General features: G+C 74.0%; 23 protein-coding genes, 2 pseudogenes and 1 riboswitch. Of the genes and pseudogenes, 11 read left to right on the plus strand and 14 right to left on the minus strand.

Annotation, left to right across the window (positions count from 1 at the left end; genetic code table 11):
- Positions 1–312: 312 nt before the first annotated feature.
- On the minus strand, positions 313–1,524 hold the full coding sequence (gene fahA, locus Q5694_RS27855) for a fumarylacetoacetase (RefSeq protein ID WP_333936166.1): 1,212 nt from the start codon (positions 1,522–1,524) through the stop codon (positions 313–315).
- 321 nt (positions 1,525–1,845) lie between these two features.
- On the opposite strand from fahA, the gene Q5694_RS27860 reads away from it, so the two are divergent.
- From Q5694_RS27860 to Q5694_RS27880, 5 genes are all read left to right on the plus strand, one after another.
- Positions 1,846–3,093, plus strand: a complete 1,248-nt coding sequence (locus Q5694_RS27860; protein ID WP_333936167.1) for a DegT/DnrJ/EryC1/StrS family aminotransferase — start codon at positions 1,846–1,848, stop codon at positions 3,091–3,093.
- A gap of 4 nt (positions 3,094–3,097) precedes the next feature.
- Complete coding sequence (locus Q5694_RS27865) at positions 3,098–5,701, plus strand: oligosaccharide flippase family protein (RefSeq protein WP_333936169.1); 2,604 nt, start codon at positions 3,098–3,100, stop codon at positions 5,699–5,701.
- A 204-nt stretch (positions 5,702–5,905) separates the two neighbouring features.
- Positions 5,906–7,723, plus strand: coding sequence for a glycosyltransferase (locus Q5694_RS27870; RefSeq protein WP_333936170.1), 1,818 nt, complete (start codon positions 5,906–5,908; stop codon positions 7,721–7,723).
- Positions 7,720–8,160 (plus strand): hypothetical protein, encoded by a 441-nt coding sequence (locus Q5694_RS27875; RefSeq protein ID WP_333936171.1) that lies wholly within the window; start codon positions 7,720–7,722, stop codon positions 8,158–8,160. Before Q5694_RS27870 ends, Q5694_RS27875 begins: the two co-directional genes overlap by 4 nt.
- Positions 8,157–9,302: a glycosyl hydrolase gene (locus Q5694_RS27880; protein ID WP_333936172.1), complete on the plus strand. Its 1,146-nt coding sequence runs from the start codon at positions 8,157–8,159 to the stop codon at positions 9,300–9,302. Before Q5694_RS27875 ends, Q5694_RS27880 begins: the two co-directional genes overlap by 4 nt.
- A 14-nt stretch (positions 9,303–9,316) precedes the next feature.
- On the opposite strand, the gene Q5694_RS27885 is transcribed toward Q5694_RS27880, so the two are convergent.
- From Q5694_RS27885 to Q5694_RS27895, 3 genes are read right to left on the minus strand one after another with little or no spacing between them, the layout of a single operon-like run.
- On the minus strand, positions 9,317–10,231 hold the full coding sequence (locus Q5694_RS27885) for a polysaccharide deacetylase family protein (protein WP_333936173.1): 915 nt from the start codon (positions 10,229–10,231) through the stop codon (positions 9,317–9,319).
- Entirely contained in the window at positions 10,228–11,514 is a 1,287-nt protein-coding gene (locus tag Q5694_RS27890) for a glycosyltransferase (RefSeq protein WP_333936174.1), read from the minus strand. The genes Q5694_RS27885 and Q5694_RS27890 overlap by 4 nt, the downstream gene beginning before the upstream one ends.
- A gap of 20 nt (positions 11,515–11,534) precedes the next feature.
- Complete coding sequence (locus Q5694_RS27895) at positions 11,535–12,653, minus strand: GNAT family N-acetyltransferase (RefSeq protein ID WP_333936175.1); 1,119 nt, start codon at positions 12,651–12,653, stop codon at positions 11,535–11,537.
- 137 nt (positions 12,654–12,790) lie between these two features.
- Between Q5694_RS27895 and Q5694_RS27900 the strand changes: the two genes are divergently transcribed.
- On the plus strand, positions 12,791–13,639 hold the full coding sequence (locus Q5694_RS27900) for an HAD family hydrolase (RefSeq protein ID WP_333936176.1): 849 nt from the start codon (positions 12,791–12,793) through the stop codon (positions 13,637–13,639).
- Here the strand turns inward: Q5694_RS27900 and Q5694_RS27905 are convergent.
- Complete coding sequence (locus Q5694_RS27905) at positions 13,603–14,391, minus strand: transglycosylase SLT domain-containing protein (protein ID WP_333936177.1); 789 nt, start codon at positions 14,389–14,391, stop codon at positions 13,603–13,605. The two genes, Q5694_RS27900 and Q5694_RS27905, sit on opposite strands and share 37 nt — an antisense overlap.
- A 3-nt stretch (positions 14,392–14,394) precedes the next feature.
- Positions 14,395–14,564: riboswitch (cyclic di-AMP (ydaO/yuaA leader) on the minus strand.
- 508 nt (positions 14,565–15,072) lie between these two features.
- Here Q5694_RS27905 and Q5694_RS27910 point away from each other — a divergent pair.
- The 3 genes from Q5694_RS27910 (at position 15,073) to Q5694_RS34905 (ending at position 17,924) form a co-directional block, all read left to right on the plus strand.
- Positions 15,073–16,083 carry a polyprenyl synthetase family protein gene (locus tag Q5694_RS27910; protein WP_333936178.1) on the plus strand — a complete coding sequence of 337 codons (1,011 nt, stop codon included), beginning with the start codon at positions 15,073–15,075 and terminating at the stop codon, positions 16,081–16,083.
- Between the two features lie 230 nt (positions 16,084–16,313).
- Positions 16,314–17,537 carry a LolA family protein gene (locus Q5694_RS27915; RefSeq protein WP_333936179.1) on the plus strand — a complete coding sequence of 408 codons (1,224 nt, stop codon included), beginning with the start codon at positions 16,314–16,316 and terminating at the stop codon, positions 17,535–17,537.
- Between the two features lie 66 nt (positions 17,538–17,603).
- Entirely contained in the window at positions 17,604–17,924 is a 321-nt protein-coding gene (locus Q5694_RS34905) for a hypothetical protein (RefSeq protein WP_443040954.1), read from the plus strand.
- 15 nt (positions 17,925–17,939) lie between these two features.
- On the opposite strand, the gene Q5694_RS27925 is transcribed toward Q5694_RS34905, so the two are convergent.
- The 3 genes from Q5694_RS27925 to Q5694_RS27935 all read right to left on the minus strand — a co-directional run bounded on the left by Q5694_RS27925 (position 17,940) and on the right by Q5694_RS27935 (position 20,310).
- Entirely contained in the window at positions 17,940–18,521 is a 582-nt protein-coding gene (locus Q5694_RS27925) for a flavodoxin family protein (protein WP_333936180.1), read from the minus strand.
- Positions 18,522–18,604: 83 nt separating this feature from the next.
- Positions 18,605–19,741, minus strand: coding sequence for an amidase (locus tag Q5694_RS27930; protein WP_333936181.1), 1,137 nt, complete (start codon positions 19,739–19,741; stop codon positions 18,605–18,607).
- A 68-nt stretch (positions 19,742–19,809) separates the two neighbouring features.
- Positions 19,810–20,310 (minus strand): DUF6668 family protein, encoded by a 501-nt coding sequence (locus Q5694_RS27935; RefSeq protein WP_333936182.1) that lies wholly within the window; start codon positions 20,308–20,310, stop codon positions 19,810–19,812.
- A gap of 160 nt (positions 20,311–20,470) precedes the next feature.
- Here Q5694_RS27935 and Q5694_RS27940 point away from each other — a divergent pair, with 160 nt between their 5' ends.
- On the plus strand, positions 20,471–21,868 hold the full coding sequence (locus Q5694_RS27940) for a tetratricopeptide repeat protein (protein ID WP_333936183.1): 1,398 nt from the start codon (positions 20,471–20,473) through the stop codon (positions 21,866–21,868).
- Between the two features lie 21 nt (positions 21,869–21,889).
- Here the strand turns inward: Q5694_RS27940 and Q5694_RS27945 are convergent, their stop codons facing one another.
- The 5 genes and pseudogenes from Q5694_RS27945 to Q5694_RS27970 all read right to left on the minus strand — a co-directional run bounded on the left by Q5694_RS27945 (position 21,890) and on the right by Q5694_RS27970 (position 26,073).
- Positions 21,890–22,840, minus strand: a complete 951-nt coding sequence (locus Q5694_RS27945) for a M28 family metallopeptidase (RefSeq protein WP_333936184.1) — start codon at positions 22,838–22,840, stop codon at positions 21,890–21,892.
- 141 nt (positions 22,841–22,981) lie between these two features.
- Complete coding sequence (locus Q5694_RS27950) at positions 22,982–23,455, minus strand: VOC family protein (protein WP_333936185.1); 474 nt, start codon at positions 23,453–23,455, stop codon at positions 22,982–22,984.
- A gap of 250 nt (positions 23,456–23,705) precedes the next feature.
- Positions 23,706–23,903, minus strand: a pseudogene (locus tag Q5694_RS27955) (winged helix-turn-helix transcriptional regulator); the annotation flags it as partial.
- Positions 23,904–24,059: 156 nt separating this feature from the next.
- Positions 24,060–25,070, minus strand: a complete 1,011-nt coding sequence (gene rarD / locus Q5694_RS27965; RefSeq protein ID WP_443040955.1) for an EamA family transporter RarD — start codon at positions 25,068–25,070, stop codon at positions 24,060–24,062.
- Between the two features lie 148 nt (positions 25,071–25,218).
- A complete protein-coding gene (locus tag Q5694_RS27970) occupies positions 25,219–26,073 on the minus strand; it encodes an NAD(P)H-binding protein (protein WP_333936186.1) in 855 nt (284 codons plus the stop codon).
- An 89-nt stretch (positions 26,074–26,162) separates the two neighbouring features.
- Between Q5694_RS27970 and Q5694_RS27975 the strand changes: the two genes are divergently transcribed.
- Positions 26,163–26,549, plus strand: a complete 387-nt coding sequence (locus Q5694_RS27975; RefSeq protein ID WP_333936187.1) for a winged helix-turn-helix transcriptional regulator — start codon at positions 26,163–26,165, stop codon at positions 26,547–26,549.
- Positions 26,550–26,574: 25 nt separating this feature from the next.
- Here Q5694_RS27975 and Q5694_RS27980 read toward each other — a convergent pair.
- Positions 26,575–26,691: pseudogene (locus tag Q5694_RS27980) on the minus strand (2-oxoacid:ferredoxin oxidoreductase subunit beta); the annotation flags it as partial.

A 26,691-nucleotide genomic window follows, 5' to 3' on the forward strand; every position in this document is an offset into this window, starting at 1 on the left:
AAGGGGCGGCTACGGGTCGTGCGGGGGAGGGCGGTCGCCGTGCGCGAGTGGTGCGGCCGCCTCGCCCGCCGGTGACACGACTGTGCGCACACCGCCGAGCGCCACGGGCACACCCCACGCGCCCTGCACCGCGCGCGTGCGGGCACACACCGCCCGACGCCCAGTATGACGGGCCGGGGCGGCGTGCGTCAGGGGCCGGACGCCGACGCGAGTGCCGGAGGCGACGACAGGTGCCTCGTCCCGCCCGCGGGAGCCGGGACCCGCCCCGTCCCGCCCGCGGGAGTCGGGGCCGGGTCCTTCCCGCAGGCCCGTTCAGCCCGCCGTGATCCGTCCCGTCACCTCACCCAGTCCCACCCGCACGCCGTCCGGGCCGGGGGCCCAGGCCGTGAGGGTGACGACGTCGCCGTCCTCCAGGAACGTCCGCTTGCCGTCGGGCAGTTCCAGCGGATCGCGGCCGTTCCACGTCAGCTCCAGCAGGGAGCCGCGCTCCTGCTCGGCCGGACCGCTGACCGTGCCCGAGCCGTAGAGGTCACCGGTGCGCAGGGACGCGCCGTTGACGGTCATGTGGGCCAGCTGCTGGGCGGCCGTCCAGTACATCGTGGAGAAGGGCGGTTCGGAGACGACGTGGCCGTTGATCGCGACGCTGATGCGCAGGTCGTAACCGCCGGGCTCCTCGTCGGCGTCGTCCAGGTAGGGCAGCAGCCCGTGCGTCCGGGCCGGGGGCGCGACCCGGGCCTCCTCCAGGGCGTCCAGCGGCGTGATCCACGCGGACACGGACGTGGCGAAGGACTTGCCGAGGAACGGGCCGAGGGGCACGTACTCCCAGGCCTGGATGTCGCGTGCGGACCAGTCGTTGAGCAGGCACAGCCCGAAGACGTGCTCACGGAAGTCGGCCAGGGCCACCGGCGCGCCCATCCGGGACGGCACACCGACGACGAAGCCGACCTCCGCCTCGATGTCCAGGCGGACCGACGGCCCGAACACCGGCGCGGCGTCGGTGGGCGCCTTGCGCTGGCCCGAGGGCCGCTGGACCTCCGTGCCGGAGACCACGACCGTGCCGGAGCGGCCGTGGTAGCCGATCGGCAGGTGCTTCCAGTTGGGGGTGAGGGAGTCCTCGGCGTCGGGCCGGAAGATCCGGCCCACGTTCCGGGCGTGGTTCTCCGAGGCGTAGAAGTCGACGTAGTCCGCGACCTCGAAGGGCAGGTGCAGGGTCACCGAGGACAGCGGGTGGAACAGCTCCCCGACGGTCTCCCGGTGGGCCGGCACGGTCACCCACGCGGTCAGCGCCCGGCGCACGTCCGACCAGGCGGTGCGCCCCGCGGCCAGCAGCGGGTTGAGGGTCGGCTGCGCGAGCAGGGAGGCGTATGGGGAGCCGAGCGCGTGGGCCGCGGCGCCCGCGTCCAGCACATGGTCGCCCAGCCGGACGCCCACCTTCCGGTCACCGGAACCGGGCAGGGAGAACACGCCGTACGGCAGGTTGTGCGGGCCGAAGGGGTCACCCTCGGGGACATCGAAGGGGGGCATCGGGTGCTGCCTCGCTTTCGGGTGTGCCATGTCGTCGCCACGTGTTCGTGGTCCTGCCACACGTTACGTGTGACGCGCCCGGGGCGGGCAGGGTCCGGGAGGCGAACGGGACGAACAGGGGCTGGTGGGCCCCGTTGCGGCCCGGCCGGACAGGCCCGGGGGCGTGACCGGCGCGCCGGGCGGGACACCACATGCGTACGTGCCGGAAGTTATCCACAGGACGCGACGCAATCTTGACGGAGCGGTGCGAACGGGGCGACTCTGGGCGGGTGCCGGAAGGCCTCGGGGAGGGGGCGTTCCGACGGCACACCAGGGGGGCGGATGGCCATTGGGGAGGCCGGTCCGGGTTCGCTGCGGCGTGGTTCCAGGCTCGAGCGGCTGGAAGCAACCATGCGGACGCGGCTCGGCCGGGAATGTGTGTACGTACCGTCGTGCCGTTTCGGGCTGTACGTGGCGCTGCGTCACTGGTGCCCGCCCGGCGGGCGGGTGCTGATGTCGCCGGTCAACGACGACGTGATCTTCTTCGTGGTGCTCGCGGCCGGACTGCGGCCGGTGCAGGCGCCGTTGAACCCGTTCGACGCGACCATCGACGTCGATGCCGTGCCGGAGGAGGTGTGGGGCTCGCTGTCGGCCGTGCTGACGACGAACCTGTACGGCAACCCCGACCCGGCGCCGCGGCTGCGGCACAGGTGCGACGCCCTCGGCATCCCCCTGTTCGAGGACGGGGCGCACGCGATCGGCAGCCGGATCGGGGACCGGCCGGTCGGCGCGTGGGGCGAGGCGTCCGCGTTCAGCCTGTCCAAACACGTGGGCGCCAAGGCAGGCGGCATGCTCTCGCTCGCCGACGCGGGGCTGCGGGAGGCGCTGGAGAAGACCTGCGCGGGCCTGCTCGCCCCGGGCCGTCCGATCTCCGAACTCGTCTTCGCCGTGCGGCCGTACGCCGAGGCGGCGGTGCGCGGGCTGCGGCTGCGCCGCGCGGCCTGGGCCGCGGCGCGGCTGCTCGGACTGGCGGACCGCGAGGAGATCCGCATGCCGCTGCGCCCGGAGGAACTCGCCCGCGCCGCCCGGCACGCGCCCGGGCTCGACGCCCACGACCCGTGGGTGCGGGTCGACATGCACGACTACCGCCTGGAGTCCGGCCCGCTCCGGCTCGGCCGCATCGAACGCAAGCTCGGCCGGCTGGACGAGGTGCTGGACGCCTGCCGCGCGGGCACCGAGCTGCTGCTGGCCACCCCGTGGGCCAGACCCCGTGACGCGTACGGGACACAGCCGTTGTTCCGGGTGCCGCTGTTCGTGGCGGACCGGGACGCGGCGATCGCGGCCCTGGCGCAACGGGGCGTCGTCGTCGGCTACTTGTACGACCCGCCGCTGGACGACTACGCCGGTGCGGAGTTCACCGACCCCTCACCGGCCCCCGAGGCGGCCCGCTGGTTCGCGCGGCACGCGCTGCCCGTGGACCCGCTGCGGGCACGGACGGTCGTCGAGGTGCTGGAGCGGTCCGGGGCCCGGCCGGCCGACGTACCGGACGCACTGTCCGGGAGCGGGCCGACAGCGGGAGGGCTGGGGTAGTTCCGTGGCTGAGACCCAGGTGCACGAGTCCGCCGCCGCGCGCGCCGGCGACAGCGGCGGACCGCGGCCTGCCGACAGCGGGCACACCCACGACTCGCTGTTCAAGAACGCCTACTTCCTCATGCTCAGCACCGGCGTCTCGGCCGTCCTGGGGCTGGGATTCTGGCTGGTGGCGGCCCGCTTCTACTCCGAGGAGGCGGTCGGCCAGGGCTCGGCCGCCATCGCCGCGATGCGGCTGCTCGCCAGCATCACCGCGACCACGATGATCGGTGCCGTCGTCCGCTTCGTCCCGCGCGCCGGCCGGGAGACCGGGCGTCTGGTGTGGGGCACGTACGCGGCCAGTTCGCTGGTCGTCGCCCTCGCCGCCGCCGTCTTCCTGCTCACGCTGGACGCGTGGGGAGCCTCGTACGCGCCGCTGGGCACGCCCCTGGCGGGCGCGGTGTTCGTCGCGGCGTGCGTGGCGTGGGCGCTGCTGACCCTCCAGGACGGCGTGCTCACCGGCCTGCGCAAGGCGGAGTGGGTGCCGGCCGGCAACGCCGTGTTCTCCGTCGGCAAGCTGGTCCTGCTGGCCGTGTTCGCCGGCACCCTGCCCGTGCTCGGCATCTTCTTCTCCTGGGCGGTGGCGATCGCCTTCTCCACACTGCCCCTGGGCTGGCTGATCTTCCGCCGGCTCATCCCCCGGCAGGCCCGGGCCGACCGTGACAAGGACCCCCCGCAGCTGCGGGACATGGGCCGGTTCCTGGCCGGTGACTCCCTGGGCGCGCTGTTCAGCCTCGCGATGATCAACCTGCTGCCGGTGATGGTCGCGGTCCGCTTCAGCGCCGCCGAGAACGGCTACTTCTACGTGGCGTACACCGTCGGCGGCACGATGGAGTTCATGGCCATCAACATGGCCTCCTCCCTCACCGCGCACGCCTCGCACGACCCGCGCCAGCTCGCCGACGGCGTGCGGGGCGCCCTGCGCCGCATGACCCTGCTGCTGGTCCCGGTCGTGGCGGTCCTGGTCCTGTTCGCCCCGTACATCCTCACGCCGTTCAGCCCGGACTACGCCGAGCACGGCTCGACCGTGCTGCGGCTGCTGGCCCTCGGCGCGCTGCCCCGGGTCGTGGTGGAGCTGTACATCGGCGTCCTGCGCGTCCAGGGGCGCACGGGCGTGCTGGCCGCGCTCCAGGGGGCCATGTGCGCCCTGGTGCTGGGCAGCGCCGCCGTGCTGTTCACCCCGGCCGGGATCGCCGGCGCCGGCTGGGCGGTGCTGCTGAGCATGACCCTGATCGCCGTCGTCTCCGCCGCCGGGCTGCGCGCGGCCCTGCGCCACGACGGCGGCCCGCCCGCGCCCCGCCCGCCCGCCGGCCCCGCCCTCGGATCCGGCCACCTCGCATCGGACCACTCCGACCTGGACCACTCCGACCTCGACCACGCAGACCACGCCTCCTACGGCACCCGCTGGGCCAGGCTGAACGCCACCGCCGGGTACGGCACGACCTGGGCCGGCAAGGCCGCCCACCGGCCGGGGAGCGGCGACCAGGACACGGTCACGCTGTTCATCGGGCGCCCGGGTTACGAACGCGAGGCCCTCCAGGCCGACACGCTGGCGATCGTCGTACGGCCGGAGGCGGCCGCCCGGAGCGCCCAGGCACCCGGGAAGGCCCCCTCGCCCGGGGCGTCGGCGGGCCGGGAGGCGGCAGGTCCGTCCGGCCCGGCGGACGCGCCCACGGGAGACGACCCGGGGGAGCGGCGGCTGCGCGGGGTCCTGTGGAGTCTTCTCGGCGCCGCCGTGATCTTCTTCTGCGCCCCGCTGCGCGACCTGCCCTGGCTCGCGCACCCCACCGAGACGGCGCCGACGGGACGGCAGTTGCTGCAGGGCGTGCCGCTGCCGTCGCTCAGTGCGGGTGCCGTGCTGCTCGTGGTGTTCGCCGCCGCCGTCACCCTGTCCACCCGGCGCGACCCGTGGCTGCCCGGCACCGCCCTGGCCGCCGCCCTGCTCGCCCTCCACACCGCACCCGTCGCCCTCGGGCGGCAACCGCGGCCGGTGGACGGGTCGCTGTACGAGCGGGCCGCCGGCCCGCTCGCGGACGTGCTCGGGCTCGGCGGGCCGGAGCCGCTGCTGCGCTGGGTGCCGCCGGTCTGCCTGCTGCTGTGCCTGGTGCCGCTGTGGCCGCTGCTCGCCCGGGCGGCCGGACGCGTGCCGTGGCAGGGGCGCTGGGGGGTGCTGTACCTCGTCGCGGTCGGCGGCTGGGTGTGGCGTGACGCGCTCGCGCCCTTCGCACCGGCCCTGCTCGCCGCCCTGTGCGTCCTCGCCGTACTCGCCCCGTTCCTGCCGCTCGCGCGCCGTGCCGTGCCCGCGTGGCGCCTAGTCCGCTTTACCCGTTCCGCGATCCGCCGCACCTCGGACGGACCGCCGGCCGACGACACCTCGGACGGACCGCCGACCGACCGCGCCCCGGACGGACCGCCGGCCGACCGCGCCCCGGACGGACCGCCGGCCGACCGCGCCCCGGACGGACCGCCGGCCGACCGCACCCCGGACGGACCGCCGGCCGACGACACCGCGGACGGACCGCCGGCCGACCGCACCGCGGACGAACCGCAGGCCGGCCGCCGCGACTGATCAAGCCAGAGCCGAACAGAGCCGAACCGCCAGGGGGAAACCACCGTGCGTCCGCCAGCAGCTCCGAGGGAGAGATCCACGCCCGAACCCGCACCCGCACGGGACGGCGTGGCCACCCCGGGCACCCCGGGCGCCCGTCCGGGAACCGCCGGGCAGTCGGCCGGCCCCGCCTCCTCGGAGTCGTCGAGCCCGGTCCACGAGCCCGTGACGGACCTGTCGGACCTGCCCTCCGCCCTGCCGGGGCGCGGCGCGCTCGCCGGGCCCGGCCTCCCCCTGCTCGTGGCGCTCGTGCTCTGGGCCTACGCCGTGCGGCACACCGACGTGTCGCGGCTGGACGACTACGGGCTGGTCAGCGCGCTGCATCCGGCGTTCTGGGCGGGACTGGCGGTCCTCACCGCCGGGTTCTTCTTCACGGTCCGCGATCCACGACGGCCGGGGGCCTGGGGAGCGGCGTACGTGCTGGGGCTGCTGGTGATGGAGCGGGCCACCCAGGCCGTGCTCTACCCGACGCCGCTGTACGCCTGGGCGTGGAAGCACGACGCGGTCATCGACCACCTGCTGACGGCGGGCGGCCTGCAGACGGCCGACCAGGTCGGCGACATGGCCGTCTACGACCAGTGGCCGGGATTCTTCGCCGCCCAGGCCGCTCTGGTGCGGCTGCTGGGCGTGGAGTCGTCGACCATGTTCATGGCCTGGTGGCCCCTGGTCTCCAGCCTGATGCTGCTGCTCCCGCTGCTGCTGATCTACCGCACCTTCACCGAGGACCGGCGGCTGATCTGGACCGCCGTCTGGCTGTTCTACGTCGCCAACTGGGTCGGGCAGGACTACTTCTCGCCCCAGTCGGTGGCGTACGCGCTGCACCTGGGCGTGCTCGCCGTGGTGCTGCGCCACTTCGGCCGGTCCGCGGCGGGTGACGGCGGGCCGCGGCCCGCGGTGTGGACGGTGCTCGTCACGCTGCTGGTCACGGCGATCGTCATCTCCCACCAGCTCACCCCGGGCATGCTGGTCGTCTGCCTGCTCGCCCTGTGCCTCAGCCGGGGCCACCGCGACTGGGTGCCCCCGGCCACCACCGTCGTGATCTTCCTGGCCTGGTGCCTCACGGCGGCGCTGCCGTTCCTGTCCGCGGCGATGCCCGACATGATCCGCTCGGTCGGGGACGTCGGCGCCAACGTCGAGACCGGCTACGGCGCCACCCCGACCGGCACCGGGGCCATCGCCACCTCCTGGGCCGCCCGGCTGCTGTCCGGCTCGGTGCTGCTGCTCGCTGCGGTCGGCGTGCTGCGCCGGCGGGAGCTGCGCCACCGGGCGCGGCCGCTGCTGCTGATCGCGGCGGCCCCGCTGCCGATGTTCGCGGCGAGCAGCTACGGCAGCGAGATGATCTTCCGGGTGCTGCTGTTCATGCTGCCCGGCGCGGCCTTCTTCGCCGCCGCCGCGATCCTGCCCCGGGTCCGCACCCGGGCCGCGGCCGCCGCACGCGAGCCCGGGGGTGCCCGGCCCGCCCTTTCGGCGACCCGCCGGTGGGGGAGCGCCGGCGCCACCTGGGCGCCCCTGGGCGCCATCCTGGCCGGGACCCTGGCGTTCGTCCCCGCCTACTCGGGCAAGGACCGGATCAACTACTTCCCGCCGCAGGAGGTGTCCCTCGTGCGGCAGCTGTTCGACCGGGCGCCCGAAGGCTCCCTCGTCGTCGCCGCCAACCGCAACTACCCGCTGGCGTACGACTCCTACGGCAGCGTCGACCACTACTGGTTCCTCGACGACGCGCGCAGCCACGTCGACAGGATCGTCGCCCGGCCCGCCGCGACCCTCGCCGGCGACATGGCCGGGGTGGAGCGGCCGGCCCGCGCCTACCTGCTGCTCACCCAGGGGCAGTACGCCAACTCCGAGATGAACGGGCAGCTCACCGAGGCGCAGCTGGACCGCATCCGGGACTCCGTCGCGGCCTCGCCGCGGTTCGAGCTCGTGGCGGAGAACAGCGCCGGGTGGCTCTACGAACTGAGGCAGTCGGGGGGAGCGGAGCGATGACACCGCAGGAACTCGTCGTCCGGATGCTGCCCCCCTCCGGCGGCTGGCTGGCCCTCGCCGCCCTGGCCCTGCCCGGCGGGTCACCGCTGCGCGGCGCCGCGGTCGTGCTCTTCCTGGCGGCGGGACCGGGCGCCGCCCTGATCCGGGTGTGCGCGCCGGCCCTCGCCGCCCGACCCGCCGAGGGCCCGGCGGAGCGCCGCGAGGCGGACTTCGCCCGCCGCTCCGACCTGCTGGAGCGGCTGATGCTGGCCCTGTTCGTGAGCATCGCGGCCGTGATGGTCGTCGCGACCGTCCTGATCGCCACGCACACCTTCAGCGCGCAGCGCGTGCTGCTGACGCTGACATTGCTGACCACACTCGCCGCGCTCTGTCCGCCGCTGCGCGCCTCCCCGCGGGCGCGGACGACGCCGACGACACCGGAGGGTTCCGCGCAGTGAAGTTCGACCGTCGACGTCCCTTCCTCCGCCGTGGTCCGGCCGCGGCCGGACAGCACCGCAGGGAGCCCGCCGCCGAGCGGCGCCCCGGCGGGCCGTTCGCCTCGAAGCGCCGCCGGCTGCTGATCACGTCCGCGACGGTCGTCAGCGCCGTCCTGGTCGCCGTCCTGGCGCTGCGCAACGCCTCCGGACCGGAGCCGGGCGCCGCCGGCTCCCGGGCCGACTGCCGTCCGACGGCCCTGCTGGAGCCGCCCTGCGGGGCCTGGTTCGGCGCGTTCGTGCCGCACGAGCGGGACGACCTGCCGGAGCAGGTCCGCGCCTACGAGCAGCGCGTGGGCCGCAAGCTCGACATCGTGTACACGTACCACGACATGTCGCTGCCCGAGGGTGCCCGCCGCGAGGGACAGCTGCTCACCCCCGAGGAGCGGCGCGTCGGCCAGGACCGCATGCTGCTGCTGTCCTGGGAGAGCAAGTGGTGGGGCGGCACCAAGCAGCAGCAGCCGACGTGGAGGCAGATCGCCGCCGGGGAACTGGACGAGAAGGTCATCGACGTCCAGGCCCGGCGCATCAAGGACTACGGCAGGAAGGTGTTCCTCTCCTTCGACCTGGAAATGGACACCCGCACCCCGGCCAACGGCACGCCGGCGGAGTTCGTGCGGGCCTGGCGGCACATCCACGACCGGTTCCGGGAGCTGGGCGTCGGCAACGTGGTGTGGACGTGGATCACCACCGGCTACCTCGACCACGCCGACACGATGAAGGCGATGTACCCGGGCGACGACTACGTCGACTGGGTCGGCTACAACCAGTACAACTACTTCCGCTGCCACGACACCGGCTGGCTCACCTTCGCGCAGACGCAGGACGCCACGCACGAGTGGATCCGAAAGAACATCTCCGGCGACAAGCCGCTGATGCTCTCCGAGTTCGGCACCGCCGCCGACACGGACCGTCCGGAGCGGCAGGCCGAGTGGTACGCGCAGGTGCCCGGGGTGCTGAAGGGCCTGGAGGGCGTGAAGGCGGCCCTGCAGTGGAACTACCGCGACCCCGGACCGCACTGCAACCTCGCCCTGGCCGACGACGCGGCCTGGGACAGCCTGCGCGAGGCGGTCGCCGACCCGTATCTCAACCAGCCGCTGAGGTAACCGGGGCGACCGCGTCAGCCGGCGAACTCGGGCCCGCGCACCAGCGCGCGGGCGCGCCGGTACCAGCGCCAGGCGATCGTCCTCGGCCCGTCCCGGTAGGGGGCGAGCCGGGCGCCCGTCCCCGCCAGCCAGCCCTCCACGTCGGCGAGGGTGTGGCTGCGCCGGACGATGAGCCGCGCGATGCGGTGGGCCTCGTCGTGCTCGGAGCTGAGCGCGTGCCGGACCGCGGTCGCCGTCTCGTAGCCCGCCCGTGCCGACATGGCCCGCACACGCGGGCTGTTGTAGCCGTGCGGGTAGGCGAGATGGCGCACCTCGTGCCCGAGGGCGTCCTCCAGCACCGCCTTGGACGTGCGCAGTTCGTACGCCAGGTCCCTCGCGGACAGCGTGTCGAGCTGGGCGTGCGTGACGGTGTGGCTGCCGATCTCCATGCCGGAACGTTCCAGCTCCACGGCCCGGTCCAGAGTCATCATCGCGGCGGGCGGCAGCAGGCTGCGGCCGCCCGGGGTGATGGCGCCGGTGGTCAGATAGGCGGTGGCGGGCAGCTCCCGCCGGGCCAGCGCCTCGGCGGTGGGGCCGGGCAGGTCGGCGAACCCGTCGTCGAAGGTGAGCAGCACGGGCCGCGGCGGCAGCGGTGCCCGCCCGGCCAGGTGGTCCGCGAGGGCACTGATCGTGACGGGGGTGCGCCCGCTGCGGACCACGGCGTCCAGCTGCGCGGCGAACTGCTTCGGCGTCACCGTGAACTCGGCGATCCAGTCCGGCGGATCGTCGCTGACGCAGTGGTAGAGGAAGACGGGAACGACCGCGGAGCCACCCGCGTCGCCCCGCTCCCGCGCCGCCCCACCGGTTCGCGGGCGGGGCTGCGACGACGCCGCGCGCTCGTTTCCGTGCCGCGCCCGCCGCCCCACCCGGTGTCCGCCGTCCGTCCTCATCTCGCCCCCCGCACCGCCGCGCGCAGCGCCCGCCGCGCCCTGAGGTAGCCGACCGGGCCGTACAGCATGCCCCTGCGCTGCAGCCGGGACAGCCGCCGCGGCCAGGGGTGGGTCCTCACGTCGTGGTCGCCCGGCGTTCCGCCGCCCGGTGTCTCGCGCACGGCCGTCAGCGCACGGGCGTGGGCGAGGCCGCGCGGCAGCCGCGCCAGGAACGCCGGCAGCAGCCCGGGCCGGTTCACCAGCACCGCCGTGAGGTAGGCGGTGAGTCCGGCCCCGTAGCCGTAGGCCTGCGTCTCCAGGTCCCGCCAGGTCTCCCGGTGGTGGTGCCAGACCAGGGCGTACGGCGTGTAGTGCAGCCGGTGGCCCTGCGCCAGCACGCGGACGAAGCCGTACAGGTCGTCACCGCCCCGGGCGGCCGTCCCCGCACCGGTGGCCGGGTCGAAACCGCCCACCTCGCGCAGCACCCGCGTGCGGAACGCCATGTTGGCGCCGGAGCCGAACCGCCCCGCCGTGAACGGGAACAGCGGCTCGTCACCCGGGGGCCTCGCCGGGTCGTACGTCCTCGGGGTGAAGCCCTTGGCGAAGCCGCCGTGGCTCTCCAGCAGGACCTGGGCCGGGGTGGTGAGCCGCGCGGGCAGGATCAGCCCGGTGGTGCAGCCGAGCCGGGCGTCCGCGGTGAAGGGCGTGGTCAGCTCGGTCAGCCAGCGCGGGTCGGCGACCACGTCGTCGTCGGTGAAGGCCACCACCTCGCCGGTCACGGCGTCCAGCCCCGCGTTGTGCGCGGCTGCGAGCCCCGGAACGGGCTCGCAGACGTACCGCACGCGCTCGGCGTACCTCCGCTCGACCAGCTCGCGCGTCTCGTCGGTCACGGGCGCGTTGTCCACGACGACGATCTCGAAGCGCGGGTGGTCCTGCGCCAGCAGGGAGTCCAGCGCACGGGCCAGCTGCCCGGCCCGTTCCCGCGTGGCCACCACGACACTCGTGACCGGCGGCTCCCCGGACCGCCCGCTTCGCGTCCCGGGGCCCGGTGCGCACTCCGCCGCCGCCCGGGCCGCCAGCACGGCCTTCGGATCCGCGCCCTGCGGGACGTGCCCGAGCAGCGTGCCCACGGGCCGGCCGCGTCTGCGCACCAGCACGAAGACCTCCCCGGACGTGACCGGGGGACCGCCCGGACCCGGTACGAGCACCGCCTCCCCGCCGTCGAGGTCCAGTTCGGCGACCTGTACCGCCCCGATGGCCAGGAACCGCCGTATCTCCTCCCGCGCACGCGCCGTACGGGTCATGCGCCCTCCCCCCACTCGTGTCAGGTACGGCGCAGCCGGGCCGCGCCCTTCAGGGTCCGCGCCGCGAGTGCCGCGAGCCGCGGCCGGGCGCGGACGAAGCTGTGCGCGCGGCGTACCGGCTCGCGGCGCAGCCAGTGCAGTGCCGCGCCCGCCCCCGGCCGCAGCACCGCGCCCTCGTACACGGGCAGTTCGCCCGTCTTCAGTGCGTCCTTGTACTCGGCGGCCCCCCGACCGAGGTCGAGCGTGGCGATGCCCTGGGCCGCCGCCGCCTCGGCCATGCGCAGATGCAGCACCAGACCGGGCGAGAACTTCGCGAACTCCGGGTCGTAGGCCGGGAACCAGCAGGCCAGAACCGAGGCGGAGCGCAGTCCGAAGTGCGCGGCGACGGGCCGCCCATCCGCGTACAGCACGGACAGCGTGCCGCTGCACTGCGCGGCCCGGGTCCGGGCCAGCTGCCCGACGAGCCGGGTGATCCACTCCTGCGCGAACCGGTCCCGGCGGCCCGTCCTGCGGTACTGCGCCGACTTCCACCCCATGAGCGTGCGCAGCGCGGCCGGGTCGCGTTCGTCGAACACGAACCGCAGCCCGCCCGCCTGCCGGCCCAGCCGGCGCTCCTTGGCCAGGGTCGTCTTGAGGAACTTCGGCGACCGGCCGCGCAGCACCGACTCGTAGGTCTCGTAGCCCTTCTCCACGTCGACGACGAACGTGGCGTGCTGCTCGGCCGCGTGCCGGACGAACAGCCGCTGCCCCGCCTCCAGGTTGTCGAAGGCGAAGCTCGACAGTGAGCAGGCCCGCAGCAGTTCGCCCGCTTCCAGCGCGAGCCCCGGCCGCAGGATCGCGCCCTGGGCGTCGCAGACGCCGAGTCCGATGGCCCGGCCCTGCCCCAACGGGCCCCGCTCGTACGGCAGGAAGCCGACCGGCTCCGCCCCTTCGTGGACCACGGCGACGCGGGCCTGCGGCCTCACCCGGCCGACGGCCTCGGTGAACTCCGGTTCCATGAAGGGGTTACGCGGTGCCTGCGAGGCGGCGCGCAGTGCACGCCAGCGCTCCCTCTCCTTCTCGCCGAGCTCCCCGGGCCCGGCCACACGTATGCGTCCACTGCTCAACCCGACCCCCCGATCAAGTCCCCCTGGACACATGGAAGGTACCGCCCGGGACGGTTCTTCGGGTAGGTAGCGGAGCATGTTGCTGCCAACCGGTGCAGAGGCCTTCAACCGGGCAATCGGTGTCCGTAGCGCGATGAAACGATGGGGCGCGTTGTCCGTATTCTCTGATCATGGCCGCACCCCTCGCATATTCACTCATCGCCACCGACCTGGACGGGACGCTGCTGCGCGGCGACGACACCCTGTCCGACCGGTCTCTCGCCGTGCTCGCGCGGGTGGCGGACGCCGGTGCCCAGCACCTCGTGGTGACGGGCCGCCCGGCGCCGAGAGTGCGGCCCCTCCTGGACGACCTGCGCTGCACGGGGCTCGCGGTGTGCGGACAGGGCGCGCAGGTGTACGACGCCGGCGCGGACCGGCTGCTGTGGTCCATCACGCTGGACCGGGAACTCGCGGAGACCGCCCTCGGCAAGATCGAGGCCGAGGTGGGCCAGGTGTACGCGGCGGTCGACCAGGACGGCGTGGACGGCCTGACGCTGATCGAGCCGGGCTACCTCATGCCGCACCCGACCCTGCCCGCGGTCCGGGTGGAGCGGCGCGACGAGCTGTGGGGCGAGCCGATCAGCAAGGTGCTGCTGCGCCACCCCTACCTGTCGGACGACGAACTGGCGGTGACGGCCCGGTCGGTGGTCGGCTCACTGGCGACGGTGACGATGTCCGGGCCGGGCACGGTGGAACTGCAGCCGTGCGGGGTGACCAAGGCGACCGGCCTGGCGCTGGCGGCCGAGCACCTGGGGCTGCGGCCCGAGGACACCCTGGCTTTCGGTGACATGCCCAACGACGTCCCGATGTTCGACTGGGCCGCCCGCGGGGTGGCGATGGCCAACGCCCACCCCGAGCTGAAGGCGGTGGCCGACGAGGTCACGCTGTCGAACGAGGACGACGGCATCGCCGTCGTCCTCGAGCGACTGCTGGGCGGGTCGGCTCAGTACGGGCCGTTGACGTTGTCGATCGAGCCGTAGCGGTCGGCCGCGTAGTTGCAGGCCGCCGTGATGTTGGCGACCGGGTCGTACGGGTCGAAGGGGGTCCCCTCCACGTGGTACGCGGCGAAGGTCGGGTCGATGACCTGGAGCAGGCCCTTGGACGGGGTGCCCTTGGCCGCGTTCGAGTCCCAGTCGTTGATCGCCAGGGGGTTGCCGGACGACTCGCGCATGATGTTGCGGTGGATGCCGTCGTAGGTACCCGGGATCCCCTTCTGCGCCATGATGTCCAGCGCCTCGCGGATCCAGCCGTCCAGGTTGTCCGCGTAGGTCTTCGCGGAGGCCTGGGTGGCCTGGGCGACACCGCCGGCGGGCTTCGCGGCGGGCTCCGCGGCCGGCTCGGCCGGCGCCGACGACCGGGTCGCCTCCTTCTCGGGGGCGGTGGCCTCGGCGCCCTTCACCTTCAGCTTCAGACCCGGGTGGATCAGCTTCGGGTCGTCACCGACGACGGAGCGGTTGTCCTTGTACAGCTGCTTCCAGCCGCCCGAGACGTCGTGCTTGACGGCGATGCGGTAGAGCGTGTCGCCCTTGGTGACGGTGTACGTCAGCGACTTCGCGGGCTGGGCGGCCTGCGGCAGGACCTGCGCGGCGGACGCGCTCTGCGGCTCGGCGGCGCTCGCGTGGGCCGCGCCGAGGAGCGGCAGGGTCAGGGCCGCCCCGCCGGTGCCGGCTGCGACGACACCACGGGTGATCGGGTTCATTCGGGCGCGACGGTGCTTGCCTCGTCCGGGCATGGCGATGTTCCTCTCCGGCGCCTGCGAGGTGAGCTGTCGGGTTCGGGCCGGGAGGTGCCCGGCCGCGTACGGCACCGTGTGCCGTGCGCGGCTTCACCCCGAGCCGTTCCGCTGTGCGGACCGGCGACTTACCTGGGTCCCCCGCTCCTGCCCTGCGTGAGTGAGTCGGTTGATGGGTGTCCGGGCGGTGGCAGGATTCGGCGTCCGCCGGACAGGGCGGGAACGTATGCGAGAGCACATGTCGGGAACAAGCACGGGAGTCACATATGACGCTTGTTGACCTTGGTCGGCCGGTATGGGGCAGCTTGATCCTTTGCGTTAGCCAAGCCCCAACTCGCGCGCGGAGAAAGGCCGTACGAGCTGCCCGCCGGAAGCGGCCGTGAAAGGGTGGGCGTGACTCAACTCACTGATCACGACTTCCGGAGCAAATTCCGCAAACGGGAATTCGCTTACCTCTAAGGGCAAATCAGGCATAGGACGCTTCCTGCGGGTAAGGCGATAAATGTCTGCTCTTATGACCTGATCGAAAACATTGCGGTCGTGATCGGATACCACCCGGCCTGTAACCATGGGCGCTGGCGGTGATCGAAACGTGACCGGATACGCTGACTCGAGTGAGGGCAGCGACCTATCGACAATCCGCGTAAGCACCGGCAGACACCAGCAGACAGGAGACCCCTCGTGACCGACGTCGGGCCGTTCGGGCTGAGCGTGCGGGACCAGGCTCTGGAAGCCGATGTCCAGGCCGGACTGACGGCTGTCGAGGAAGGCTTGCTCGAGGCCACCAAGAGCGAGGTGCCCTTCATCACGGAGGCCGCCCAGCACCTGGTGCGCGCCGGTGGCAAGCGGTTCAGGCCGCTGCTCGTGATGCTCGCCGCCCAGTTCGGCGACCGGCACGCGCCGGGGATCGTGCCCTCGGCCGTCGTCGTGGAGCTGACCCACCTCGCCACGCTGTACCACGACGACGTGATGGACGAGGCCGCCGTGCGCCGCGGCGTCGCGAGCGCGAACACCCGCTGGGGCAACTCCGTCGCGGTCCTCACCGGCGACTTCCTCTTCGCCCGCGCCTCGCACATCCTGGCCGACCTCGGCCCGGAGGCCGTGCGGGTGCAGGCCGAGGCGTTCGAACGGCTGGTGACCGGGCAGATCCTGGAGACCGCCGGTCCGCAGGACGGCCGCGACCCCGTGGAGCACTACCTGGACGTGCTGGGCGGCAAGACCGGCTCGCTGGTGGCCGTCTCGTGCCGGTTCGGCGCGATGATGTCCGGCGCCGACGAGACGGTCGTGCACGTGCTGACCCAGTACGGCGAGCGGCTCGGCGTCGCCTTCCAACTCGCGGACGACGTCCTGGACATCGCCTCCGACTCGCACGAGTCCGGCAAGACCCCCGGCACCGACCTGCGCGAGGGCATCCCCACCCTGCCGGTGCTCCGGCTGCGCGAGCGGGCCGCCCGGCTCGGCCTCGCCGAGGACGTCGCCCTGTGCGAGCTGCTCGACTCCGACCTCACCGACGACGCCCGGCACGCCGAGGCCCTGCGGCGCCTGCGCGCCCACCCGGCGCTGGAGCAGGCCCGCCAGGACACCCTCCGCTACGCCCAGGACGCCCGCTCGGCGCTGGCACCGCTGCCCGACTGCGCCGCCAAGGCGGCGCTGCTGGAGCTGTGCGACGCCGTGGTGCACCGCGCCGGTTAGCCGCCGCCTCCTCCCGACCCCTACGGGTCGGGGGAGAAGCAGCCCCTGTGTGTCATACCCCAGCAGTACGCGGAGTTGAGTCCGCGGTCTGACGTATCCGGCCGGCCGATTTGGTCAGATGGAAACCACGGAAGACACCACTCCTCACCTGTTCGGGTGAGAATGGCGGCTCAGGGACGAGTGCGTGGACGACACGGACAGCCGCCGCCGACCACGGAGGTAGGGCACACATGGCACCGTACGCATCCGACGACAGCACCACCGGCGGGGAGGCCGACGGGCAGCGTTCCGCGCGGCGCAGGGCCGCGCGCTACATCGTCCCCGTCACGGTGATCGGGGTGGCGGCCGCGACGATCGGCCTGGTCCCCGCGCTCGCCGACTCCGGCGACCCCGACCTCCCGGAGATCACCGCCCAGCAGCTCATCGAGAAGATCGCGAAGTCGGACGTCGAGCAGCTCTCCGGCACGGTGAAGATCAGCACGGACCTCGGTCTGCCGGACCTCGGCGGTCTGGAGTCCGGTCTGCTGTCCGGCGCCGCGGGCGGCGGCGACGGCTCCTCCGCCGACCCGACCGCGAAGCTCACCGAACTGGCCTCCGGCACGCACACCCTGCGCGTGGCCGCCGACGGCCCGGACCGGCAGAAGGTGTCCCTGCTGGAGAACGCCGCGGAGTACAGCATCGTCCACAACGGCAAGGACGTCTGGGCCTACGACAGCAAGTCCGACGAGGTCTACCACGGCACCGGTCCGCAGAGCCCGGATGCGGAAAGGGAGCAGCCGCCGGCCACGCCGAAGGACTTCGCCGAGGAGGTGCTGAAGGCCGTCGACGACACCACCTCCGTCACGGTGGACGGCACCGCCCGGGTCGCCGACCGCGACGCCTACAAGCTGGTCGTCAAGCCGAAGCAGTCCGGTTCGACGGTCGGTGCCGTCACCGTGGCGGTGGACGCGAAGACCGGTATGCCGCTGAAGTTCACCCTGGTTCCCGCGAGCGGCGGCTCGGCCGTCGTCGACGCCGGCTTCACCCAGGTCGACTTCTCCCGGCCGGCCGCCTCCACCTTCGACTTCACCCCGCCCAAGGGTGCGAAGGTCACCGAGGAGAAGGACGCCGGCAGGGACTTCGGCAAGGACGTCGAGGAGCACGCCCGCACGGGCGGGCACGCCCCGGCGCCCGAGAAGGACCTCGGCAAGGGACCCGGGGGCGTCGAGACCATCGGCGAGGGCTGGAACGCCATCGCGACCTTCGACACCGGCGGCGAGGGCGTGCCCTCCGGCGGCGGAGGCGACCTCGGCGGGTTCGTCGACTCGCTCGGCGACAAGGTCAGCGGCGAGTTCGGCTCGGGCACGGTCTTCTCCACCCGCCTGATCAACGCCCTCGTCACCGACGACGGCAGGGTCTACGTCGGCGCGGTCACCAAGGACGCCCTGGTGAAGGCGGCCGACGCGGGGAAGTGACCCCATCCCACGCCGCCCGGGGAACCGGGACCACGAGGCGGGGACGCCGAGGGAACGAGGTCGCCGGTGGGCGAAGCGTCCGCCGCGGAGCCGGAGCAGCGGGGCGAACGGGCCGGCGAGCCGGCCATCACCACCCGCGCGCACACCGAGTGCTGCCGCGGCGGACAGTTCGCCGTCGGTCCGGACGGGCCGTGCTTCCGCGCACCGGCGTGCTCATCGGCGCCCCGCCCCCGTCTTCTCGCACCGCGGCCGCCCGTCGCCGACCTCGTGCGCGAACCGGCGTACTGGGACGAGCTGCGGAAGAACCTCGGCCCGCGGGCGCTGTACGCCGTGGTGTTCGGGCCGGCGGCCCGGGTGCGCTTCGGCACGAAGGACGGCACGGCCTGACAGCGCGCCGGGCGCTCACCGGTCGTACAGGAACCGCGCGAACGGGGCCTCCTGGGCGAAGAAGGTCTTGGCCCGGGTCAGCGCCTCGGTGTCGGCCAGCACGTCACCGGGCTTGCTGCCGTTGCCGAGCAGCACCCCGCCGAACCGCATGCCCATGTACGCGGCCGAGTTGTGCAGCGTCCCGATCAGCGGGTCGGCGACGACCTGCTCCTCGTGCGCCAGGGCGGTGACGCCCCACAGCGTGCGTCCGGCCAGGGTCGCCTTGAAGTCCAGGCCGGGCGTGCGCAGCCAGCCCGACCAGTAGTCCAGGTAGCGCTTGGTCTGTGCGGAGACCGAGTACCAGTACAGGGGCGAGACGATCACGATGTCGGTGGCCGCGAGCGTGGCGTCGAGCAGCAGGGCCACGTTGCCCTCGGTCGGGCGGACGTGGTCGCTGTCGTGCCGCAGGTCCTCGAAGTCGGGGACGGGGTGGGCGGTGAGGTCGAGCCACTGCTGTTCGGCCCCGGTCGGCAGCTGCTCGGCGGCCCGGCGGGCCAGAAGTTGGGAGTTCCCGTCGGAGCGGGCACTGCCCAGCACGAAAAGGAAGCGGCGGGTCATGGCGTCCCCCGATTGATAGGCGCAGGTCAATTACACGCGTCTGCATCATATGCGTACGCAAGTAAATTCGCCAGGGGCGGCGCTCAGCGGCCGGCCCGTGCCTCCGCCTCCCGGGCCACCGCCAGGAGCAGCGCTTCCCGGCCGTGCGGTGCCACCAGGTGCAGCCCGGCCGGGCAACCGTCCCCGCCGAACCCGGCGGGCAGACTCAGCGCCGGATGCCCGCTGAGATTGAACGCCCAGGTCAGGGAAGTGGAGTAGCGGTCCCCGGGACCTTCGTGGCCGTGCGGTGCCGTGGGTGCGGTGGGGGTGAGCAGCAGCTCCGCCCCGCCGAACAGCCCGGCCAGCCGCCGGTCGTTCAGCGCCCGCACCCGGTGGGCCTCGTCGAGCCCGGGCCCCGGACCGTCGTGCGGCCGCCCGGCTCCGGCCGCCCGCAGCGCGAGCCACGCCGGCCCGGGATCGGCGAGTTCCACCGGCAGGCGCGGCCGTACGAGCCGGACCACTCCGGCGGCGACGAGCCGCTCCACCGCCGCCCGGGCCAGGGCGACCGGCTCCGGGTCCGGCGCGGCGAACCCCAGGTCGGGGGACCAGACGGCGCGGACGGGCAGGGCGGTCGCGGGCGGCGGCGCTTCCCGCGACACCACCTGCCACCACAGGGCCGCGTCCGACGCCGAGCGGGCGAGCACGCCGGGCGCGGCGAGACCGGTCCGGTCCGCGGAGGGCAGCCGTCCGTTCGTCGCCTTCAATCCGAGGACCCCGCACCACGCCGCCGGGATCCGCACCGATCCGGCCCCGTCGGTGCCGGTCGCCAGCGGTACGAGCCCGGCCGCGACCGCCACGGCGGCCCCGGCCGAGGAGCCTCCCGGGGTCCGGTCGGCCCGCCACGGGTTCACCGTCCGCCCCCGGGCCCCGAGCCCCCAGGTCTGCCACGCCGTCCCCGGCCCGGGCACGGAGGTGGCCCCCACGGTCACGCACCCGGCCCTCACCAGCGCCCCCGCGGACCGCAGCCCGTAACGACCCTTCACGGCGACGGGCACCCCGGCGAGGGGGAGGGGCTCGTCGTACGGGCTGCCGGCGGTGCGGTCCCAGGCGTGCGGCCGCCCCTCGTCCAGCAGCGCGTCCACCTCCGTCGCCCGGCGCACAGCCTCCTCGTGCCAGATCTCCAGGAACGCGCACAGGTCCGCGTCGGCCCGTCGGATCCGGCGCAGTGCCGCCGCGGTCACGTCGGTCGCGCGCAGGCGCCGGGAGCGGACGGCCGCCGCGACGCGCGTGGCCGACAGGGGTACGGCGATCAGCGCGCCGCCCCGGTCAGACGGGCCAGCGTCTCCGTCTCGCGGGGCGGCCCGCCCGGTTCACCGAGCCGCCAGGACGTCACCCACGGCACGCGGTACACGTCGATCACCGACTCCAGGAACTTCACGCGCCGGGCGAGCGGGCGCGGCAGCCGGCCCGGGGCGTCGGCCACGAGGACGACGGCGTCGAGGTCGAGCCCCGGCGGGGCCTGACCGCGCCGGAAGGTCTCCACGGCCGCGGCGGCCGCGTCCAGACCGGCCGCGTGCGTCCGGGCGACCAGCAGCACCGAACGCGGGGCGCCCGCACCGGGCCAGGAACGGCCGCTGTCGTGGCCGCCGTAGACCGCGGCGAGGGTGGAGACGCCCGCGCCGCCGTGGGTGCCGACCCAGGAGAAGCTCCGCGGCGCGGGCCGGTCGTGCGCGAACTCCGGCGCTCCCGGCCCGGGCGCGGTCACCGGGCCGCGCAACCAGACCTCCGGCCCCTGCCGCCCTGTCTGCATGCCCCTGTCCTCCCTCGTGTGTTCGGTGCCCGCGCCCCGCGGAACGATCCCCTCCGGCAGGCGTTGTCCTTGGGACGAGCCTGTGACACCGCGGTGACGTGAGAAGCGTGGGCGAGCGGACACACTCGACAGTAGGTGTACGACGCCGAGTGAGGGGACGATGTCTCGACTCAGCCGCGAGAAGAAGCGGGAACACAAGCAGGCCGTGCGCGCGGCGGCCCCGGCGACGCCGATCGAGGTCCACGTCCCCCGGGCGGGGACGGACTCCCCGGCGGGTCCGGGCGGGGCGTCCGACGGCGCGTCGGTCGGCGGGGTCCCGGTCTTCGCGGCCCCCGGCGAGGAGATCCAGCGGGCCGTCCTCGACCGCCTGCACCACATCGCCCTGGCCACCGGGCACCCCGTGCTGGCCACGGTCGACGACGAGCGCATCGGCTACGTGGTCCCGCTGCGGGTGGACCCGGACGGCTCCAGCCACTTCACAGCCGAACCGGTCCCCAGGGCGGCCGAACCCCAGCAGCCCCTACCCGGGGCTCCCGAGCGGCAGGGTCCTGTTTCCGCCGCTCCCGAGCGCCGGGGTCCCGTCCTCGGGGCTTCCGGGCAGCAGCCGGCTCCCGGTGCTCCCGAGCCGCAGCGGTCCGTTGCCGCGGCGCAGCACGAGCCGCAGCAGCCTGCTCCCGGTGCTCCCATCGCTCCCGAGCCGCAGCAGCCCGTACGGGAGGACAGCGCCACCCACGTGCTGCGCCCCGCGCCGGAGCGGGGCGCCGCCCCGACGTTCCCGTTGCGGGCGGTGCCCGAGCCGCCGTCAGGCGGTGAGCCGGTCCCGACCTTCGAACTGCGCGCCGTCCCGGCGGACACGCCCCCGGTCCCGCCCTCGCCCCCCGGCACCGTCGCCCCCCCGACCGGTTCCTTCGGCCCGCCCCCGGCCATGGAGATCAGGCCGCTGCCCGTCCCGCAGCCCCCGGCGCCGCGGCCCGAGCCGGTGCCCGAGGCCGCCCTGCTCGCGGCCGACCCCGACCCCAAGCCCACCCCGCCGCGCGGGTTCGACGCCGTCGCGGAGGCGGTGCTCGGGGACGAGCCGCTCACCGCCCCGGGTGACCCGACCGCCCCGGCGGTGCTCGCGGAGCCGGTCGCGCGGATCAACGAGGCGGTGAAGGAGGGCCGGATCGACGCGGCGGCCGAACTGGCGGAGCGGACCGTCGCCCGGGCGTCCGGCACGCTCGGGCCGGAGCACCCCGAGGTGCTCCGGCTGCGCGAACTGGGCGCGTACATCTCCTACTTGGCGGGCGATCCGCTCCACGCCTTCCGGGTGTCGCTGGACCTGGCCGGCGCCCGCCGCCGCACCGGTGACGCGGAGGGCGCCTACGGCAACGTCCGCAGCGCCGCGACCGCCTGGCGGGCGGTGCGCGACGCGGCGACCGGGCTGGAGCTGGGGCACGAGCTGATCGCCCTGTGGACCGCACTCGCCGCCGAGGGCGGTGCGGCCGCGGAGGAGATCGAGGAACTGGAGTCCGCCCGTGCCCGCATGGGCCGTCTCACCGCACGCGCCGGCGGCGCGTAGGCGAGGGCCGGGCCGGAACTGCTACTCGGACAGCTCCCACACCGCGTACGCGAGGGCGTCGCTGTTGCGGTTCAGGGCGGTGTCGTTGATGTTGGCGGTGGTGTCGCAGGAGGAGTGGTAGCAGCGGTCGAAGGCCCGGCCCGCCGTACCGCCCCACTTGGCCGCCTGCGCCGAGGTCATCGTCCGGCTCGCCCCGGTGAACAGCCCGCCCACGGGTATGCCCGCGCTCTTGAAGGGCGCGTGGTCGGAGCGGCCGTCGCCCTCGGTCTCGATCTCGGTGGGGACGCCGATGCCGCCGAAGTAGTCCTTGAAGGTCTTCTCGATCGCCGGGTCGTCGTCGTAGACGAAGTAGCCCGGGTTCGGGGAGCCGATCATGTCGAAGTTCAGGTAGGCGCTGATCCGCGAACGGTCGCCGGTGGTGAGCCGGTTGACGTAGTGGCGGGAGCCGACGAGGCCGAGTTCCTCGGCGCCCCACCAGGCGAACCGCAGGTGCTTGGTGGGTTTGTACTGGGCGCGGGACACGGCGAGCGCGGCTTCCAGCACGGCGGCCGAGCCCGAGCCGTTGTCGTTGATGCCGGGCCCGGAGGAGACGCTGTCGAGGTGCGAGCCGGCCATCACGACCTGGCTCGTGTCACCGCCGGGCCAGTCGGCTATCAGGTTGTAGCCGGTGCGGCTGGAGGCGGTGAACTGCTGGATGGTCGTGGTGTACCCGGCCGCGTCCAGCTTCGCCTTCACGTAGTCCAGCGAGGCCTTGTAGCCGGTCCGGCCGTGCGCGCGGTTGCCGCCGTTGGCGGTGGCTATGGACTGCAGCTGGGACAGGTGCGTCTTGACGTTCGCCACCGGTATGTCCGGCGCGGCCGCCGCTGCGGGGGGAGCGGAGGACGCGGCGTCGGCCACGGCACCGCCGGTCAGGAGCATGGCGGTCGCCATGCCGCCCGCGGCGACGGTGCGCGCGGAAACGGAGAGCTTCATGTGGGGACTCCGGATTCCGTCGGGAAGCCGTGGGGTGTCCACGGGCAGCCCGGAGTGAATGGGGTGCCCAGATGGTGAAGCTGGGACTGACTTTCCGTCAAGACCGTGAACCGGCCAAGGGGTTGGCGGTCCCGGGCGAGGTCACTGCACGCAGAACTCGTTCCCCTCCGGGTCGGCCATCAGGACCCACTCGCCGCCCTGCTCCCGCACCCGCCGCAGCACGCTCGCCCCCAGTCCCTCCAGCCGCGCGACCTCCTCCTCGCGCCGTCCCCGGCCCGGGTGCAGGTCGAGGTGGAGGCGGTTCTTGACCGTCTTGGCCTCCGGCACCCGCTGGAACAGCAGCCGCCGCCCGAGCCCGGTCCCGCTCTCCTCCTCCACCGGGTCGCCGGGGTGGCGCACGGCGACCAGGTCCCGGAAGGCGCGGCGGCCGTGGAAGGAGACCGTGGCCTCCTCGGGCAGGACGCCGGAACCGAGCAGCCTTTCGATCAGGGCGTTGTTGTCCTCGACCTCGTAGTGCAGGGCGGCGGCCCAGAAGTCGGCCTGCGCGTGCGGGTTCTCGGCGTCGATGACGACCTTGAAGTGGAGGGGGGCCGGGATCTCCGGAGTCTGCGTCATGGAGCCACTCATACTGGCCGAACCGGCGAACGCGCTGTCGAATCGCCGGATCCGTACCCCCGGCTCGACTCGGGTCACGGCTCGGGCAGGCCCTCCTCATTCGACCCCGGCGCCGTGTGCCGGGATCACTGACCACCGACCGACCCGGCGCCCCCGCGCCGGGAGGTGCTGCGCGCGCCCGCCGACGTGACCGCCTGGGCGAGGGCAGCCGACTGCCGGACGGCCCGGGCGCACCGCGCCCGCCGCGCGCCTAAGGTGCCGTGGTGCCGGTGTCTTCCGCCACCAGGCCGTCGCAGGCGGTGCGGGCCGCGGCGATCTCGGCCTGGTGCCGTTCCGTCCAGGTCACCAGGGACTGGACGGTGCTGTGCAGCGTCCGGCCGGGGAAGGTCGACTCGTACTCGGCGCGCGGCGGCACTACCGGGTGGACCGTCCGCTCGACCGGGCCGTCACTCCTGTCGGGCCGCGCCTTCGCCCTGGCCCACGGCCCGCTGGCCATCGCCGCGACGGACGGGGTGACCGGGTCGGAGCAGGGCCTGGCGGGCGGGCTGCTCACCACGGCGACGCCGTTCGGCTCCGCCCTCGGCATCTCCGCGGTGACGGCCGTCTACGGCCTGGCGTCCACCGGGCCCGGGCCCGAGACGCTCTCGGCCTTCCGCGCGGCGCTGTCCGTGCCGGTCGTCCTGGTGGCGCCGGGCGCGCTGATCTCCCTGGTGAGCGCCCGCGAGGTACGGCGGGCGGTGCGCAGCGCGTCCCAGGTGAGCAGCGTCAGGGCCAGCCACACCAGCGCGAACCCGGCCCAGCGCTCCGGCGGCATCTCCTCGTGGAAGTAGAGGACGCCCAGCAGGAACTGGAAGACGGGCGTCATGTACTGCAGCAGGCCGATGGTGGACAGGGGCACCCGGATGGCGGCGGCGCCGAAGCAGACCAGCGGGAGCGCGGTGACGATGCCGGCCGAGGCGAGCAGCGCCGCGTGCCCCGCGCCCTCGGCGGCGAAGGTGGACTCGCCCCGCGCGCCCAGCCACATCAGGAAGGCGAGCGCGGGCAGGAACTGGATCGCGGTCTCGGCGGCGAGCGACTCCACGCCCCCGAGGTTCACCTTCTTCTTCACCAGTCCGTACGTGGCGAAGGAGAAGGCCAGGGCCAGCGAGATCCACGGCGGCCGGCCGTAGCCGACGGTCAGGACGACCACCGCGGCGCAGCCGGTCCCGACGGCCGCCCACTGCACGGGCCGCAGCCGCTCCTTCAGCAGCAGCACGCCCATCGCGATGGTGACCAGCGGGTTGATGAAGTACCCGAGGGAGGCCTCGACGACGTGGCCGGAGTTCACGGACCAGATGTACAGGCCCCAGTTGACGGTGATGACCGCCGCGGCGACCGTGATCAGCCCGAGCTTGCGCGGCTGCCGCAGCAGCTCGCCCGCCCAGGCCCAGCGGCGCAGCACGAGCAGCGCGGCGCCGACGAAGACCAGCGACCACACCATCCGGTGGGCCAGGATCTCCACCGCGCCGGCGGGCTTCAGCAGGGGCCAGAACAGGGGCACCAGGCCCCACATCCCGTAGGCCGCGAAGCCGTTCAGCAGTCCTATGTGCCGCTCACCCCTCGGCTTGCCGGTCACGGGCCCCTCCTTCGCGCCTTGCCATCTATCCGCGTGGACGACGGTAACGCCGGGTACCCCCGGCTGTCATGCCCGTATCGGCATACGGTCATGACAGTCCCGGGGTGCGGTGGTGGCGGGTCCGCGACAGGGGCGGCGAGGGCCCGGCTCAGCCCTTCAGGGCCGCGGCGACGGCCTCGGCGAGCGGGGTGGTCGGGCGGCCGGTCAGGCGGGACAGGTCGCCGCCGGGGACGACCAGCTCGCCCTTGGCGATGGAGACGTCGACGCCCGCGAGGATCTGCGCGAAGGGCTCGGGCACGCCGGCGCCCGTCAGCACGGCGACCAGGGCCTCGGGGGAGACGGCGTTGTAGGCGATGTCCCGCCCGGTCTGCCGGCTCAGCTCGGCCGCGTACTCGGCGAAGCTCCACGCGGTGTCGCCGCCCAGCTCGTACGCGGTGTTCTCGTGCCCCTCGCCGGTCAGCACGGCGACGGCCGCAGCCGCGTAGTCGGCCCGGGAGGCGGAGGAGACCCGGCCGTCACCGGCGGCGGCGACGACCGCGTCGTGCGCCAGCACCGGGGCGAGGTTCTCGGTGTAGTTCTCGTGGTACCAGCCGTTGCGCAGCAGCGTGTAGGGCACACCCGACTCCACCAGGACCTTCTCGGTGCCGCGGTGGTCGTCGGCGAGCGCGGCGCTCAGGCTGCTCGGGGCGCTGGTGTAGGCGAGCAGGGCCACACCCGCCGCCGCGGCTGCCTCGATCACGACCGTGTGCTGCTGCACCCGGCCCTTGTCGAACTCGTTGCCCGACACCAGCAGCACCTTGTCGCCGGCTGCGAACAGGCCGTCGAAGGACGCCGGGTCGTTGTAGTCGGCCACGGCGATCCGCACGCCGCGCTCCGCGAGACCGGCCGCCTTCCCCGGGGTGCGCACGACGGCCGTGATCTGCCCGGCGGGGACCTTCTCCAGCAACTGCTCCACGACGTGGCGGCCGAGGTGTCCGGTGGCTCCGGTGACGACGATGCTCATGGGATGACTCTCCTCCTGGGGTGCGATGTCACTAACCTAAGGGAGGCGCTAACCAGAGGAAAGTACCCACTTTGAAGTAAGGTACTGGCATGTCTGTAAGTGATCGCGAGAACGAGGCGCTGTGCCCGCACCGGCTCGTCCTGGAGCACGTCACCAGTCGCTGGGGCGTGCTCGTCCTGATCGAGCTCCTGGAGCGTTCGCACCGGTTCAGCGAACTGCGCCGCGCCATCGGCACCACCGGGGGTCGCACGGTCAGCGAGAAGATGCTCGCCCAGACCCTGCAGACCCTGGAGCGCGACGGGCTGGTCCACCGCGACGCCCGGCCCGTCATCCCCCCGCGCGTCGACTACTCCCTCACCGCCCTCGGCCGCGAGGCCGCCGAGCAGGTCCGCGCCCTCGCCCGGTGGACGCACCGGCGCATGGACGACGTCGAGCGGGCCCGCCGCGCGTACGACGAGGCCCGGGCCGCCTCCTAGGGCCTCGCGCGCTGCTCCCGAGCGGTCAGCCGACGACGGTCCAGGTGTCGCCGCCGGCCAGCAGTGCGGCGAGGTCGCCCTTGCCGTGCTGCTCGACGGCCGTGTCGAGCTGGTCGGCCATCTGCGTGTCGTAGACGGGCCG

Source organism: Streptomyces sp. AHA2 (assembly GCF_036857595.1).
Classification (GTDB): Bacteria; Actinomycetota; Actinomycetes; order Streptomycetales; family Streptomycetaceae; genus Streptomyces.